Origin of the sequence: Mitsuaria sp. BK037, assembly GCF_014193045.1 — a bacterium.
Taxonomy (GTDB): domain Bacteria; phylum Pseudomonadota; class Gammaproteobacteria; order Burkholderiales; family Burkholderiaceae_C; genus Roseateles.
This window is the reverse complement of the sequence record NZ_JACHYS010000004.1, coordinates 428,413-442,692: the sequence shown is the minus strand read 5'-3', so window position 1 is coordinate 442,692 and position 14,280 is coordinate 428,413. Positions and strand designations below refer to the sequence as shown.

Genomic DNA, 14,280 nt, shown 5'->3' with positions numbered 1-14,280 from the left:
CACGCCATGGCGCTGATGACCGCCCGCCGCGTCTGGATCTGGCTGCACCGCTGGACCGGGCTGACGCTCGGCCTGCTGCTCACCGCGGCGGCGCTGCTGGGCGCGCTGATGACGGTGCTGCGCCCGCTGGACGAGGCGATGCATCCCGAGCTCTTCCGCGCGCCGGTGGCCGCCGCGACAGCGTCCGGCGCCTCGCCCGTCGGGCCCGTCGCGCAGGCGTCGGCCACGCCGCTGGAAACGCTGCGCGGTCGCGTCGCCGATGAATTCGGCCCGAAGTCGACGATGACGATCCGGCCGCCGCGCGAGCCCGGCGAATCGCTGCGCGTAATGGTGCGCGGGCCGGCCTGGGAAGGCACGCTCTACCTGGACCCGGTCACCGTGGCCGAGCTCGGCCGGCGCGGCGAGGCCGAGGGGCTCGCGAACCTGGTGTTCGAGCTGCACAGCGCGCTGCTGCTGGGGGACACCGGCAAGGCGGTGCTCGCGTTCACCGCGCTGGCCTACCTCGCGCTGCTGGTCACCGGGCTGGTCCTGTGGTGGCCGACGACGGCCGCGCAGTGGCGCCACGCCTTCGGGCTCAAGCTCGACAAGGGCACCACCCGCGGCCTCTTCGACCTGCACCGCTTCGGCGGCGCGGTGCTGGGCCTGCTGCTCGCGGTGACCGTGGCCAGCGGTGCGTGGATGGCCTGGCGACCGATCGGCGGCTGGCTCAACGCGCTGGTCGGCGAGGCGGCGCCCAAGCCGCCCCAGGTCGGCAAGGACCACGGCGAGCGCCGCCCGCTCGACGCCATCGTGGCCGAGGCGCAGGCGGCCTGGCCGGACGGACGGGTCGGCTTCGTGCAGCTCGGCGCCGCGGACACGCGCCCGGTCCGCATCCGCTTCAAGCTGCCCGGCGACCCGCATCCCAACGGGCTGTCCTCGGTCTGGGCCCATCCGGTCGACGGCCATGTGCTGGCGCGCCAGCGCTGGGATGAGCTCGATCTCGCCGGCCGCTCCACCGCGTGGATCTATCCGCTGCACGCGGGCGAGTTGTTCGGCGTGGCCCACCGGGCGATCACCGGCGTGCTCGGGCTCGTGCTTTTCGGCATGGGGGTCACCGGGACCTGGCTGTGGTGGCGCCGGCGGCGCTGAGCGCTTCCGCCTGAACGGGACGGCCGACGCCCCGACGGCAGCTTTTTCCGATGGTGCGGCGCCTGGGCAAGACCCGCCCCCGCGTCGCCCGACAGGCGTCCCCCACGATGGCGACGGGCGTCCCCTGCCCCAGGAATCCCACCTGCCCACCAGCGCTCGCGACACCGCTTCTCCACCCCGGTGCGCCTGACCTGATGCCGCTGTACCACCTGCCGCCCTCCCCAGTCCCACCCTCGCTGGTGGGGCTCCCCGATCTTCCGGCCGGCTCCAGGGAGCCCGCCGATTCCCCCTCCCACCCCGCGCCGCCGCCGGCCGCAGCCCCCGACGCCCGCGGCCTGCGGGCCTTGGAGCGGCGCTGGGCGCAGTCGGTGGCGGCGCACGCGCTCTGGTCGCGCCAGGCGCCGATCGTGCCGCTGCTGCTGGACTGGCTGCGCGACGCCGAGCCCATCGCGCGCGCGCTCGGCCCGGCGATGTGGCGGCACTTCGCACAGCATCTGTTGCAGCACGCCAGCAGCCGCGACCTGCGCGCGATGGGGCTGGACGAGCGCGTCGAGTCCCGCGTCTGGAGCTCCTGGCCCGAATGGCGCAGCGCCGGCTTCCGCATCGCCGACGCGCCGGGGCGCCTGCACCGCGCCGTCGTCTGGTGGGAGGACGGCCGCCTGCCCGAGTTCCCGCAGGACGGCGCCGTCTTCGAAGCGCCCTATGGCGCCGCGCTGTGGCTGGACGGCCGCCTGCTGCCCTACCCGCAGGAGCTGACCTTCGGCTGCTCGATCGCGGGCTCCGGGGAATGGCTGGACGACCGCTACTTCGTGCTGGACGTCGACGGCCCGCCGGAGCATCCGGACTATGTCGAGGAACTGGCCAACGGCCGTGGGTCGGTGCTGAGCCTGCTGGTGGTGGACGCCCGCCATCGCAGCTGCCACCTGCTGAACCCGCGCGCCCACGAGCCCTGGCTGCGCCCGAGGATCACCGTGCAGGCCGACGGCCGCTGGCGCATCGACCCCGGCATCGATGCGGGCGCCGGCGACCCGCGTTATGACGAGGATGCCGACCGGCCGGTCGTGGCCTCCCGGCTGATGCTGCCCTCGGACCTGCCGCCGGCCTCGATCGAAGCGGAGATCCCGGACGACGAGGCCGAGCCGCGCTCGCTCGCGCCGGCCTGGCGCCATGTCGTCGACAGCTGGAACGCGGACCGCGACCGCCTGGTCGCGCTGCTCGGCGAGATGAACTACGAGCTGGCCCTGGACAGCTTCCGCGACGCCGCCCTGGGCGGCTGAGCCGCCGCGACCTCCCGGCAGCAGGCCATGAATTGCTCGGCCGCCGGCGTCGCGCGCCGGTTGCGCAGCGTCAGCAGGCCCACCGGCGGCAACTCGATCGGCACGTCGATGGGCAGCGCCTTCGCCAGCCCCTCGCGCGCCAGGTAACGCGCCACGTTGTCGGCGACGAAGGCGGCCGCGCCGCGCTGGCGCAGGAAGGTCAGCGTCACCAGGAAGGACGCGCTCTCGATGATGTCGCTCGGCGGATCCAGCCGCTGCGCGTAGAACAGCTGGTTCAGCTTGATCCGCGAGGAGGCCCACGGCGGCGGCATCACCCACGGCATCCGCGCGAGCTCGGCCCAGGGCGGCTCGCGCCGCCTGCGGCCGCCGACCAGCGGATGGTCCGGGCGAACGACGATGCGCATCGCCTCCTCCATCAGCGGCTCGGTCGCCAGGTCCGGCGCGGCGTAGCCGGGCTCCAGCCGCGCGACGATCACGTCCAGCTCGCCCACCCGCAGACGTGGCAGCAGCCGCGTCAGGTCGCCCTCCTCCAGATGCACCGTCGTCAGCGACGAGTGGCGCTTGAGCCGCTCCACCGCGCCGGCCACCAGGCCCGGCATCGCCACCACCATCGCGCCGACGCTGACGCGTCCCGCCGCGCCGCTGGCCACGGCGGCGATCTCGTCGCGGGTGCGGGCGTAGTCCGACAGCACCGAACGCGCGAAGCGCACCACCGCCTCGCCAAACGGCGTCGGCTCGGTGCCGCGCGTGGAGCGGGTGAACAGCGCCAGGCCGAACATGCGCTCGACCTCGGCCAGCGACTTCGACACCGCCGGCTGCGTCTGCGACAGGAACTCCGCCGCGCGGCCCAGGTGACGGAACTGGTCGAGCGCGACCAGCATCTGCAGGTGGCGCAGCTTCAGGTTGGAACGCAGGACGCGGTCGATCTGGCTCATGGGCGCGCATCTTAGGCTTCATGCCGTTTCCGGCATGAAGCCTGTCCAGTTCTTCAATTGAACCGCATGGACCGGATGCCCACAATGCGACGCAAAGAGCTCTCGCGACACGACGCGACAGGGCCTCCCTTCGATCCCGAGCCAGGAGACAACGATGACCTTCCGCATGGACCGCCGCCGCGTCCTGCTCGCCGGCGCCGCCGGCCTCGGCGCCAGCGCCCTGTCGCTGCCGCGCGTCGCGCGCGCCGCCGCCTATCCCTCAGAGCGCGCCATCACCTTCATCTGCCCCTGGCCCGCCGGCGGCACCGCCGACGTGACGATGCGCGCGCTGTGCCAGGCCGCGGCCAAGGTGCTGGGACAGACCGTCATCATCGAGAACCGGGCCGGCGCGTCCGGCATGCTCGGCACCAAGGTGCTGTCCACGGCCAAGCCAGACGGCTACACGATCGGCCAGGTGCCGATCTCGGTGACCCGCTTCGCGCAGCTGCGCACGGTGCAGCTGGATCCGCTCAAGGACCTGACCTACCTCGCCCGCGTCAACGGCCAGACCTTCGGCCTGGCGGTGCGGGCCGACTCCCCGTGGAAGACGCTGGCCGAGTTCGTCGCCGCCGCGAAGGCCAAGCCCGGCCTGATCAGCTACGGCAGCGCCGGCATCGGCGGCGCCACCCATGTCGGCATGGAGGAGTTCAACCTGCTCGCCGGCATCCAGCTCAACCACATCCCCTACAAGGGCGGCGCGCCGGCGCTGCAGGACCTGCTCGGCGGCCAGGTGGACGCGGTGGCGGACTCCAGTTCGTGGGCGCCGCATGTCAAGTCCGGCAAGCTGCGCCTGCTCGTGACCTGGGGCGAGGCCCGCACCAAGGACTTCCCGGCCGTGCCAACGCTGAAGGAATCCGGCTACGACCTGGTGGTCGACGCGCCCAACGGCATCGGCGCGCCCAAGGGCATGGACCCGGCGATCGTCGCCCGACTGCGCGACGCCTTCCGCAAAGCGACTGCGGACCCCGAGTTCATCGCCGTCTGCGATCGCATCGATGCGCCGGTGATGTACCTGGACCAACCCGACTACGAGAAGTACATCCAGGCCACCTACCGCAAGGACACGCAGCTGATCGAGCGGCTGAAGCTGCGCGAACTGCTGGCCAAGGGCTGAGCGTGAGCGACGCCTTCACCGCCCCCGCCTCCGGTGCGGCCGCGCTCGCGACGGCCTCGCCGCTGCTGCGCCTGCATGCCGACGACAACGTGCTGATCGCCCGGCAGGCGCTGACGCTGGGCCAGGTGCTGCCGGAATTCGGCCTGCGCCTGAAAGCGCAGGTGCCGGCCGGCCACAAGATCGCCGCGCGCCGCATCGCCGCGGGCGAGCCGATCCGCAAGTACAACGCGGTGATCGGCGTGGCCGCGCGCGACATCGAGGCCGGCGACTACGTCCACGCGCACAACATCGCGCTGGTCGAGTTCCACCGCGATCCCGCCTTCGGCGCGGACGTGAAGCCCGTCGACTACCTGCCCGAGGCGGAACGCGCGACCTTCCTGGGCATCGTGCGGGCCGACGGCCGCGTCGCGACGCGCAACTTCATCGGCATCCTCGCGTCGGTCAACTGCTCGTCGACGGCGATCAATCGCATCGCGGAGCACTTCACGCCGGAGCGGCTGAAGGACTATCCCAACGTCGATGGCGTCGTCGCCTTCGCGCAGACCACCGGCTGCGGCATGTCCTCGCCCAGTCCCCACTTCGACCTGCTGCGTCGCACGATCGCCGGCTACGTGCGCCACCCCAACCTCGGCGGCGCGCTGATCGTCGGCCTGGGCTGCGAGCGCAACCAGGTCGCCGGCCTGATGGAGTCGCAGCACCTGGTGGCCGGCGAGACGCTGCGCACGCTGGTGATGCAGGAGACCGGCGGCACGCGCGCCACGATCGAGGCCGGCATCCGCGCCGTCGAGGCGATGCTGCCGATCGCCAATCGCGTTGAGCGCCAGCCGGTCAGCGCCGCGCATCTGAAGATCGGGCTGGAATGCGGCGGCTCGGACGGCTTCTCCGGCATCGGCGCGAATCCGGCGCTGGGCGCGGCCATGGACCTGCTGGTGCGCCACGGCGGCACCGCGATCCTGTCGGAGACACCGGAGATCCACGGCGTCGAATACATGCTCACCCGCCGCGCGGTCAGCCCCGAGGTCGGCCAGAAGCTGCTGGACCGGCTGGCCTGGTGGGAGGACTACACCCGCGGCCACAACGGGCAGTTCAATGGCGTCGTCGGCCCCGGCAACCAGGCCGGCGGGCTGGCCAACATCTTCGAGAAGTCGCTGGGCTCCGCGATGAAGGGCGGCACCACGCCGCTGCGGCAGGTCTACGAATACGCGGAGCCGATCGACGAGCACGGCTTCGTGTTCATGGACTCGCCGGGCTACGACCCCGTCGCGGTCACCGGCCAGATCGCCAGCGGCGCCAACCTGATCTGCTTCACCACCGGCCGCGGCTCGATGTTCGGCTCCAAACCGGCGCCGACGATCAAACTGGCCAGCAACACGCCGATGTTCACGCGCCTCGAGGAGGACATGGACATCAACTGCGGCCAGGTCATCGACGGCACCTTGAGCATCGAGGAGATGGGCCGGCAGATCTTCGAGCACATCCTGCGCGCCGCCTCCGGCGAGCCGACCAAGAGCGAGCTGCTGGGCCTGGGCGACCACGAGTTCGTGCCCTGGCACCTGGGCATCGTCAGTTGATGGCCGGCCCGCCCGCTTCCCGCGCCATCGCGACCGCCGCCCACGCCGCGGCGCCGGCCGCGTCCTGACTTCGCTTCCCTCCAGGTCCCTTCATGCAGACGCAGAACCACATTGCCGGTCGCTGGTGCGACGCGGCCGCCGGCGACCGTTTCCCGGTCGTCGATCCCGCCGACGACGGCCGCATCGCCGAGGTGCCCGACAGCCGCGCCGAGGACGCGCGCGCCGCGGTCGATGCCGCGCACGCCGCCTTCGCCGGCTGGCGCGCGGTGCCGGCCAAGCAGCGCGCCGCCTTGCTCAAGCGCTGGAACGACCTCCTCCTGCGCGACCAGGAGCGCCTGGGCGCGCTGATCTCGCAGGAGCAAGGCAAGCCGCTGGCCGAAGGTCGCGCCGAGGTCGCCTACGCGGCCAGCTACGTCGAGTGGTTCGCCGAGGAAGCCACGCGCGCCAACGGCGAGGTCATTCCCGCGCCGGTCGCGGGCCGCCGGATGCTGGCGCTGCGCGAGCCGGTCGGCGTCGTCGCCGCGATCACGCCGTGGAATTTCCCGGCCGCGATGATCGCCCGCAAGATCGCGCCGGCGCTCGCTGCCGGCTGCACCGTCGTGGCCAAGCCGGCCGAGGACACGCCGCTGACCTCGCTGGCGCTGGTCGAGCTGGCCGCCGAAGCCGGCCTGCCGCCGGGCGTGCTCAACATCGTCTGCGCGTCGCGCGAGCGCACGCCGGAGGTCGTCGACGTCTGGCTCGCCGACGATCGCGTGCGCAAGATCACCTTCACCGGCTCGACGCCGGTGGGCAAGCACCTGGCGCGCGAATCGGCCGCCACGCTGAAGAAGCTCTCGCTGGAACTCGGCGGCAATGCGCCCTTCATCGTCTTCGACGATGCGGATGTCGACGCGGCCGTCGAGGGCCTGATGGCGGCCAAGTTCCGCAATGGTGGCCAGACCTGCGTGTGCCCCAACCGCGTCTTCGCGCAGACGGGCATTCATGATCGATTCGTCGAGCGGCTTGCGGCGCGGGTGAGCGCGCTCCGCGTGGGCCCGGCCAGCCGCGCCGACTCGCAGATCGGTCCGATGATCAACGCCCGCGCGGTCGAGAAGATCGAGCGCCACGTGCAGGACGCGGTGGCGCGCGGCGCGACCGCGGTCGCCGGCGGCCGCCGCCTGCGCGACGAGGTCGCCGCCGGCCCGAACTACTTCGCGCCCACCGTGCTGACCGGCGCGACGACCGACATGCTGCTGTGGCAGGAGGAGACCTTCGGGCCGGTGGTGCCGGTGTTCCGATTCGAGCGCGAGGACGAAGTCATCGCCGCCGCCAACGACACGCCCTTCGGCCTGGCCGCCTACTTCTACACGCGCGACATCGCCCGCGCCTGGCGCGTCGCCGACGCGTTGGAAAGCGGCATCGTCGGCCTGAACGAAGGCGCGATCGCCGCCGAGGCGGCGCCCTTCGGTGGCGTCAAGGAATCCGGCTACGGGCGCGAGGGCTCCACGCACGGGCTCGACGACTACCTGCACATCAAGTACGTTTGCCAGGGAGGCCTGTCATGAGCGCCATGCATTTCGCCAACACCTTCAAGCAGGCCCTGGCCGCGCGCCGGCCGCAGATCGGCCTGTGGCTGTCGATGGCGCAGGCCTACAGCGCCGAGGTCTGCGCGACGGCCGGATTCCAGTGGCTGCTGATCGACGGCGAGCACGCACCCAATGAGCTGACCAGCACGCTGCAGCAGCTGCAGGCGGTGGCGCCGTATCCGTCGCATCCGGTGGTGCGCGCAGTCAATGCGGACAAGGACGGCATCAAGAAGCTGCTGGACATCGGCGTGCAGACGCTGCTGGTGCCGATGATCGACACCGCCGAGCAGGCGGCCGCGGTGGTGGCCGCGACGCGTTATCCGCCGCACGGCGTGCGCGGCGTCGGGGCGGCGGTGGCGCGCGCGTCGCGCTGGGGCCTGCGTCGGCACTACCTCGACGAGGCCGACGGCGAGACCTGCGTGCTGGTGCAGGCCGAGACGGTCACCGCGCTGCGCAACCTCGCATCGATCTGCGCGGTGGACGGCGTCGACGGCGTGTTCATCGGGCCGGCGGACCTGGCGGCGTCCATGGGTCATCGCGGCAACCCGACGCATCCGGAGGTGCAGGCGGCCATCGACGCGGCGGTGCGCACCATCGTCGCCAGCGGCAAGGCGGCCGGCACGCTGACCGCTGACGCGGCGCTCGCGCGGCACTACCTGTCGCTGGGCGCGAGCTTCGTCGCGGTGGGCATCGACGTCACGCTGCTCGCACAGGCCACGCGGCGCCTTGCGGCAGACTTCGAGCTCTCGCCGCCGCAACCGGCGCCGACCGGCTCGCCGTACTGATCACGACGGCGGATCGCCCGCGCTGATCGGTCGCCCCTCGCGGCGGCCCGGCGCACCCGGTCCGCTCTTCCGACCTCCGTTGATTTCAAGACCGAAAGCACGACCATGAGCAAGACGTACAGGATCGCCGTCATTCCCGGCGACGGCATCGGCAAGGAAGTGATGCCCGAGGGCCTGCGCGTGCTGGAAGCGGCCGCCCGGCGCTTCGGCATCCGCTTCGAGTTCACCCCCATCGAGTGGGCCAGCTGCGACTACTACCAGCAGACCGGGCAGATGATGCCGGACGACTGGAAGGCGCAGCTGCAAGGCCAGGATGCGATCTTCTTCGGCGCGGTGGGCTGGCCGGCGACCGTGCCGGACCATGTGTCGCTGTGGGGCTCGCTGCTGAAGTTCCGCCGCGAGTTCGACCAGTACATCAACCTGCGGCCGGTGCGGCTCTTCGAGGGCGTGCCCTGCCCGCTGGCCCATCGCAAGCCGGGCGAGATCGACTACCTGGTCGTGCGCGAGAACACCGAGGGCGAGTACACCAACCTCGGCGGCGTGATGTACGCCGGCACCGACCGCGAGATCGTGATCCAGGAGTCGGTCTATTCGCGCTTCGGCGCGGACCGGGTGCTGAAGTACGCTTTCGAGCTGGCGCAGGCGCGTGCGCGCAAGCACCTGACGGTGGCGACCAAGAGCAATGGGATCGCGATCTCGATGCCGTGGTGGGACGGGCGCGCGGACGCGGTCGGTGCGGGTTATCCGTCGGTGACGGTGGACAAGCAGCACATCGACATCCTGTCGGCGCGTTTCGTGCTGCAGCCGGGGCGCTTCGACGTGGTGGTGGCATCCAACCTGTTCGGCGACATCCTGTCGGACCTCGGGCCCGCGACCACCGGCACGATCGGCCTGGCGCCGTCGGCCAACCTGAATCCGGAGCGGAACTTCCCCTCGCTGTTCGAGCCGGTGCATGGCTCGGCGCCGGACATCTACGGCAGGAACATCGCCAATCCGGTGGCAATGATCTGGTCGGGGGCGCTGATGCTGCAGTTCCTGGGCGAGCAGCAGGCGCATGACGCGATCCTCGCGGCGATCGAGCAGACGCTGGCGTCGGGGCCGCGCACGCGCGATCTCGGCGGCGAGGCCAGCACGACCGAGATGGGACAGGCGATCGCGGCGCTCGTCTGACCGCTGGCCTACAGCCACCCCGCCTTGCGGAATCGCCAGAAGAGCACGCCGCAGGTCGCGGCGATGACGCCGAGCGCCGCCGGATAACCCCAGCGCCACTTGAGCTCCGGCATGACCTCGAAGTTCATGCCCCAGATGCCGGCGAAGGCGGTTGCCGCGGCGAAGATGCCGGCCCAGGCCGCGAGGCGCTTGGTGACCTCGGACTCCTCGATCGTGGCCATCGACAGATGGACCTGGATCGCCGTCGTCGCGGTATCGCGCAGGGAGTCCAGCGCCGACTGCATGCGCTCGAGGTGGTCGTAGACATCGCGGAAATACTCGCGCGTGTCCTCGCAGATCGGCGGCACCCGGCCGCGCACCAGCTTGCCCACCGCGTCCAGCAGCGGCGACACCGCATGCTTGACGGTGGTGATGCGCTGCTTGAGCTCATACACGCGGCGGATGTTCTCGCGGGTGACGCCAGGCTCGAAGATCTGCGCCTCGATCGCGTCGAGCTCCGCCTCCAGCGCCTCGATGACGGGGAAGTAGCGGTCCACCACCGCGTCCATGATCGCGTACATCACGAAGCCGGGACCGCGCTTGAGCATGTGCGGCTCCTTCTCCGCGCGGGCCCGCACGCCCAGCAGGCTCTGCGCGACGCGGTTGCGGATCGACAGCACGAAGTTGCTGCCGGCGAAGATGGACACCTCGCCGGTGCAGAGCTCGTCGGTCGGCGTGAACTGCACCGTCTGCATGACGGCGAACAGGGTGTCGCCGTACTCCTCGACCTTGGGCCGCTGCTGCCCGTGCAGCGCGTCCTCGACGGCAAGCTCGTGCAGGTCGAACTCCTCCTTCATCGCGAGGACCTCCTCGGTGGAGGCGTCGCGCAACGCGACCCAGACGAAGCAGTCGGGCAGCTTCACGTAGTCGCTGATCTCTTCGGGCTGGATATCGGCCAGCCGGCGGCCGTCGCGGTAGGCGACACAGTTGATGAGCATGGGGCGTCTCACTCGTTCTTGCTTGCGGCGAGCGTAGCCCGGATGGCATCAAGGCGGCATCAAGAGAAACCGAGGGGGCGGCGCGCGGGATCGCGAAAGCACGACAGCTCGAAGCTCATGGGGCTTCGCGGTTCAGCAGGTCGAGGTAGGCGGTGTAGACATAGATCGGCTCGCCAGCCGTGCCGAAGACGGTGCGCAGCAGGCCCAGGCCGGTCAGCACCCGCGCGCCCCGATCGATCGCGGCCGCGTCCTGGCCGTTGAAGGCGGTGATGTCGACCCGGCGTGCCACGGGCCGGCTGAACAGCGCGTGATGCAAGCGCAGCGCGTCCTCGTCGGCCCGCGCCTCCCGGCGGATCCGCGCCCCATCCACCGTGAAGAGCCGGGTGATCGCCAGGGTCATCTCCACCGCCTGCATCGCCGCCACCTGCACCGCGGTCGCGAAGAAGGACAGCCAGGACTCCCAGTCGCCGTGCTCGCGCACCGCCTGGAGCAGGTCGTAGTAGTCGTTCCTGCACGACTTGAAGTAGAGCGACAGGTAGAGCAAGGGCTCGCGCAGCACGCCTTCGCTCACCAGGATCAGCGGGATCAGCAGCCGGCCCAGCCGGCCGTTGCCGTCCAGGTAGGGATGGATGGTCTCGAACTGCAGGTGGGCCATCGCGGCCTTGACCAGCGAGGGATGCCGCTCCGGCTGGTCGTTGATGAACCTCTCCAGGTCGGACAGGCAGTGCTCGAGCCGATGGGGCGGCGGCGGCACGAAGGAGGCCGACGCCGCGGACGCACCGCCGATCCAGTTCTGCGTGCGCCGCAGTTCTCCGGGCGCCTTGCCACGCCCCCGGCCCTGGGTCATCAGCCGCCGGTGCATGTCGTTCATCAGGCGCGTGCACAGCGGCATCCCCTGCCGCATGCGGTCCCGGCCATGCTCCAGCGCCGCGACGTAGCAGGACACCTCCCGCACGTCGTCCAGCGGCGAGCCGGGCGCGCCGTCCGCCTCGTAGATCAGCAGGTCGGCGAGGGACGACTGCGTGCCCTCGATGCGGGAGGACATCACCGCCTCCTTGCGCACGTAGCTGTAGAGCAGCACCGAGGTCTCCGGCATCAGCAGCGAGAGTCCATCCAGTCGCCCCAGGGCCAGATGAGCGGCGTTGAGCCGCTCCTGCAGGTCGGCGTCGAGGCTCAGCGCGGGCCGCGGCGGCAAGGGCAGCGGCACGAAGGCCTGGCATGTGTCGCCGCCCGCGATCGAGTATTCATAGGTGCCGGTGAGTCCGCGTCGCATCGGGTGCTCCGTGATGAGGGAGCCCGTGATGCTGCGCGACCACGCGTTTTACGCAATCGCAGCTTTGCGCTATTCCACTGCCACGGCGCGGGTCGGCCGCCATTCGACCAGGCGCCCGCCGTCCATCACGCCGATCCAGTCGCCGATCGTCTCGGCCTCGTCGGGGTCATGGGTGACCATCAACGCGGTCTGGCCGGCGGCGCGCAGGATATCGCGCACCTCGCCGGCCAGGCGGTCGCGGGTGGTCGCGTCCAGGCTGGAGAAGGGCTCGTCGAGCAGCAGCAGCCGCGGCGACGGCGCCAGCGCCCGGGCCAGCGCGATCCGCTGCTGCTGGCCGCCGGACAGCTCATGCGGCATGCGCGCGCCCAGCGACTCCAGGCCCACCATCGCCAGCAGTTCGCGCACGCGCTGGTCGCGCTCGGCGCGCGGCCGGCGCCGCAGGCCGAATCCCACGTTCGCCGCCGCGTCCAGGTGCGGAAACAGCGCGATCTCCTGGAAGAGCAGGCCGACGCCGCGCCGCTCGGGCTCGACATGCCGCCCCGGGCTGGACAAGACCTGCCCCGCCAACACGATGCGGCCCGCTTCCAGCGGCTCGAAGCCGGCGATCGCGCGCAGCGCCGTGCTCTTGCCGCAGCCCGACGGACCCAGCAGGCAGGCGATGGTCCCCAGCGGCTGGACCAGCGACAGGCCGCGCAGGACTGGCGTGGCCGCGCCGGGATACCGGACCTGGAGGTCCTCGAGGGCCAGGGTGCTCATGTCGCCTCCTTCATCGGCATGAATGCGGGGGACGCGTCGTCCGCGGGCGACGCGGGCGCGGGCTCGCGGCTCAGCAGCAGCACCGCCGGCAGCCCCACCGCCACGATCAGCAGCGCCGCGAGCGCGCCGTGCTCGTAGCTGCCGCGCGCGGCCTCGGCGTATAGCAGCGTCGGCAGCGTCTCGAAGTTGGCCGGCCGCAGCAGCAGCGAGGCCGGCAGTTCCTTCATCACGTCGATGAACACCAGCAGCGCGCTGGCGGACAGCGCCGGCCTGAGCAGCGGCAGGTGGACGCGTCGCAGCGTGCCCCAGGGCGATTCGCCGAGGCTGCGCGCGACCTGCTCCAGCGGCGCCGGCAGCCGCGCCAGGCCGGCCTCGACGCCACCGATGGGCAGCGCCAGGAAACGCAGCACGCAGGCCAGGACCAGCACCGCGCCCAGGCCCATCAGCGGCAGGCCGGGCCAACCCAGCGCGCCGGCGATCCAGCCGTCCACCGCCAGCGCCGGCGGCAGCAGCCCGATCGCCAGCACCGTGCCCGGGATGCCGTAGCCCAGCGCCGCGCTGCCTAGCCACCAGGCGCGACGACGCCCCGCCCCGCCGGTCGGACGCGAGGCCCAGGCGACGATCAATCCGGTCGCCACCGCGATCGCGGTCACGCCGAGCGCCAGGCCCGCCGAGTGCCTCGCGCCCGCCAGCACCTGGGCGGACAGGCCGTGCCCTTCGGCGGCGCGCTGCCAGGCCAGCACCGTCAGATGGCCGGCCGGCAGCACGAAGCCGATCAGCACGGGCAACGCCGCCGCCGCCGTCGCGAGTCCCGCCCGCAGGCCGCGCAGCCGGCGCCGCTGCGCGGGCCGCATCGCGTGGACCGTGCCGGCGCGACGCCGCCGCCGGCCCTGGCGTTCCAGCCAGACCAGCAGGGCCACCATCGCCAGCATCGCGCAGGCGATCTGCGCCGCCGCGCCCAGGTCCGAGCGCGTGATCCAGGTCGTGTAGACCGTGGTGGTCAGCGTGGTCACGCCGAGGAACTCCGACGCGCCCACGTCGTTCAGCACCTCCAGCAGCACCAGCCCGACGCCGACCGCCAGCGCCGGCCGCGCCATCGGCAGCGCGACGCGCCGGAACGCGCCCCACGGCCCCTCGCCGAGCAGGCGCGCCACCTCCATCAGCCGGGCGGGCTGGGTCGCGAACATGGCGCGCATGCTCAGGTAGACGTAGGGATAGAGGACGGCGGACAACACCAGCACCGCGCCCGTCATCGAGCGCGCATCGGGCAGGCGGAACTGGCGCGGCGACTCGACGCCCAGCAGCGCGCGCACTGCGCTCTGGAAGGGGCCGATCGGATGCAGCAGGTCGACATAGCTGTAGGCCGCGATGTAGGTCGGCACCGTCAGCGGCAACAGCAGCGCCCATTGCAGGACGGCGCGGCCAGGGAAGTCAGTGCGCGTCACCAGCCAGGCGCTGCCGGTGCCCACGAGCGCCGTCAGCAGCCCCACCCCGGCCAGCAGGGTCGCCGTCTGCGCCGCCGCGAGCGGCAGCACATGCGCGACGAGGTGCCCCCAGTGCGCGGTCCCGGCGCCCAGCGCCGTCCAGGCGAGCGCGGCCAGCGGCGCCAGCACCGCCAGCGCGATCGCGGTGGCCGTCGCGTGCCAGAGCGGACCGACCGTGCGCGGCCGGCCGAGCACCGTCCTCACGC

At 71.9% G+C, this 14,280-nt stretch carries 12 protein-coding genes; 7 read left to right on the top strand and 5 right to left on the bottom strand.

What is annotated here, in order from left to right:
• Nucleotides 1-6: 6 nt before the first annotated feature.
• Together FHT37_RS22900 and FHT37_RS22895 are read left to right on the top strand one after the other, a co-directional pair.
• Complete coding sequence (locus FHT37_RS22900; protein WP_183484952.1) at nt 7-1,128, top strand: PepSY domain-containing protein; 1,122 nt, start codon at nt 7-9, stop codon at nt 1,126-1,128.
• Nucleotides 1,129-1,322: 194 nt separating this feature from the next.
• Complete coding sequence (locus FHT37_RS22895; RefSeq protein ID WP_183484949.1) at nt 1,323-2,405, top strand: hypothetical protein; 1,083 nt, start codon at nt 1,323-1,325, stop codon at nt 2,403-2,405.
• On the opposite strand, the gene FHT37_RS22890 is transcribed toward FHT37_RS22895, so the two are convergent.
• On the bottom strand, nt 2,357-3,340 hold the full coding sequence (locus tag FHT37_RS22890; protein ID WP_091721011.1) for a LysR substrate-binding domain-containing protein: 984 nt from the start codon (nt 3,338-3,340) through the stop codon (nt 2,357-2,359). The two genes, FHT37_RS22895 and FHT37_RS22890, sit on opposite strands and share 49 nt — an antisense overlap.
• A gap of 154 nt (nt 3,341-3,494) precedes the next feature.
• Here FHT37_RS22890 and FHT37_RS22885 point away from each other — a divergent pair, with 154 nt between their 5' ends.
• The 5 genes from FHT37_RS22885 to FHT37_RS22865 all read left to right on the top strand — a co-directional run bounded on the left by FHT37_RS22885 (nt 3,495) and on the right by FHT37_RS22865 (nt 9,584).
• A complete protein-coding gene (locus FHT37_RS22885) occupies nt 3,495-4,493 on the top strand; it encodes a tripartite tricarboxylate transporter substrate binding protein (RefSeq protein ID WP_255489926.1) in 999 nt (332 codons plus the stop codon).
• A 2-nt stretch (nt 4,494-4,495) separates the two neighbouring features.
• Complete coding sequence (locus tag FHT37_RS22880; RefSeq protein ID WP_183484946.1) at nt 4,496-6,064, top strand: UxaA family hydrolase; 1,569 nt, start codon at nt 4,496-4,498, stop codon at nt 6,062-6,064.
• Nucleotides 6,065-6,156: 92 nt separating this feature from the next.
• The gene (locus tag FHT37_RS22875) at nt 6,157-7,608 is read left to right on the top strand and encodes an NAD-dependent succinate-semialdehyde dehydrogenase (RefSeq protein ID WP_183484944.1); all 1,452 of its coding nucleotides are present in this window, start codon (nt 6,157-6,159) and stop codon (nt 7,606-7,608) included.
• Nucleotides 7,609-7,613: 5 nt separating this feature from the next.
• Nucleotides 7,614-8,414, top strand: coding sequence for a 4-hydroxy-2-oxoheptanedioate aldolase (hpaI, locus tag FHT37_RS22870; protein ID WP_183485718.1), 801 nt, complete (start codon nt 7,614-7,616; stop codon nt 8,412-8,414).
• A 105-nt stretch (nt 8,415-8,519) separates the two neighbouring features.
• Nucleotides 8,520-9,584 (top strand): tartrate dehydrogenase, encoded by a 1,065-nt coding sequence (locus FHT37_RS22865; protein WP_183484942.1) that lies wholly within the window; start codon nt 8,520-8,522, stop codon nt 9,582-9,584.
• Nucleotides 9,585-9,592: 8 nt separating this feature from the next.
• On the opposite strand, the gene corA is transcribed toward FHT37_RS22865, so the two are convergent.
• The 4 genes from corA to FHT37_RS22845 form a co-directional block, all read right to left on the bottom strand.
• Complete coding sequence (gene corA / locus FHT37_RS22860; RefSeq protein ID WP_147240510.1) at nt 9,593-10,561, bottom strand: magnesium/cobalt transporter CorA; 969 nt, start codon at nt 10,559-10,561, stop codon at nt 9,593-9,595.
• A 115-nt stretch (nt 10,562-10,676) separates the two neighbouring features.
• Nucleotides 10,677-11,834 (bottom strand): Fic family protein, encoded by a 1,158-nt coding sequence (locus tag FHT37_RS22855; protein ID WP_183484939.1) that lies wholly within the window; start codon nt 11,832-11,834, stop codon nt 10,677-10,679.
• Between the two features lie 69 nt (nt 11,835-11,903).
• A complete protein-coding gene (locus FHT37_RS22850; RefSeq protein ID WP_183484937.1) occupies nt 11,904-12,590 on the bottom strand; it encodes an ABC transporter ATP-binding protein in 687 nt (228 codons plus the stop codon).
• Nucleotides 12,587-14,269, bottom strand: a complete 1,683-nt coding sequence (locus FHT37_RS22845; protein WP_310739784.1) for an iron ABC transporter permease — start codon at nt 14,267-14,269, stop codon at nt 12,587-12,589. Before FHT37_RS22845 ends, FHT37_RS22850 begins: the two co-directional genes overlap by 4 nt.
• Nucleotides 14,270-14,280 lie beyond the last annotated feature (11 nt).

Excerpts from the sequence above, each read along its gene's own strand:
- FHT37_RS22895 (WP_183484949.1), top strand. The coding sequence starts at position 1,323 with ATGCCGCTGTACCACCTGCCGCCCTCCCCAGTCCCACCCTCGCTGGTG.
- corA (WP_147240510.1), bottom strand. The coding sequence starts at position 10,561 with ATGCTCATCAACTGTGTCGCCTACCGCGACGGCCGCCGGCTGGCCGAT.
- hpaI (WP_183485718.1), top strand. The coding sequence starts at position 7,614 with ATGCATTTCGCCAACACCTTCAAGCAGGCCCTGGCCGCGCGCCGGCCG.
- FHT37_RS22865 (WP_183484942.1), top strand. The coding sequence starts at position 8,520 with ATGAGCAAGACGTACAGGATCGCCGTCATTCCCGGCGACGGCATCGGC.
- FHT37_RS22900 (WP_183484952.1), top strand. The coding sequence starts at position 7 with ATGGCGCTGATGACCGCCCGCCGCGTCTGGATCTGGCTGCACCGCTGG.
- FHT37_RS22885 (WP_255489926.1), top strand. The coding sequence starts at position 3,495 with ATGACCTTCCGCATGGACCGCCGCCGCGTCCTGCTCGCCGGCGCCGCC.
- FHT37_RS22855 (WP_183484939.1), bottom strand. The coding sequence starts at position 11,834 with ATGCGACGCGGACTCACCGGCACCTATGAATACTCGATCGCGGGCGGC.
- FHT37_RS22890 (WP_091721011.1), bottom strand. The coding sequence starts at position 3,340 with ATGAGCCAGATCGACCGCGTCCTGCGTTCCAACCTGAAGCTGCGCCAC.
- FHT37_RS22850 (WP_183484937.1), bottom strand. The coding sequence starts at position 12,590 with ATGAGCACCCTGGCCCTCGAGGACCTCCAGGTCCGGTATCCCGGCGCG.
- FHT37_RS22875 (WP_183484944.1), top strand. The coding sequence starts at position 6,157 with ATGCAGACGCAGAACCACATTGCCGGTCGCTGGTGCGACGCGGCCGCC.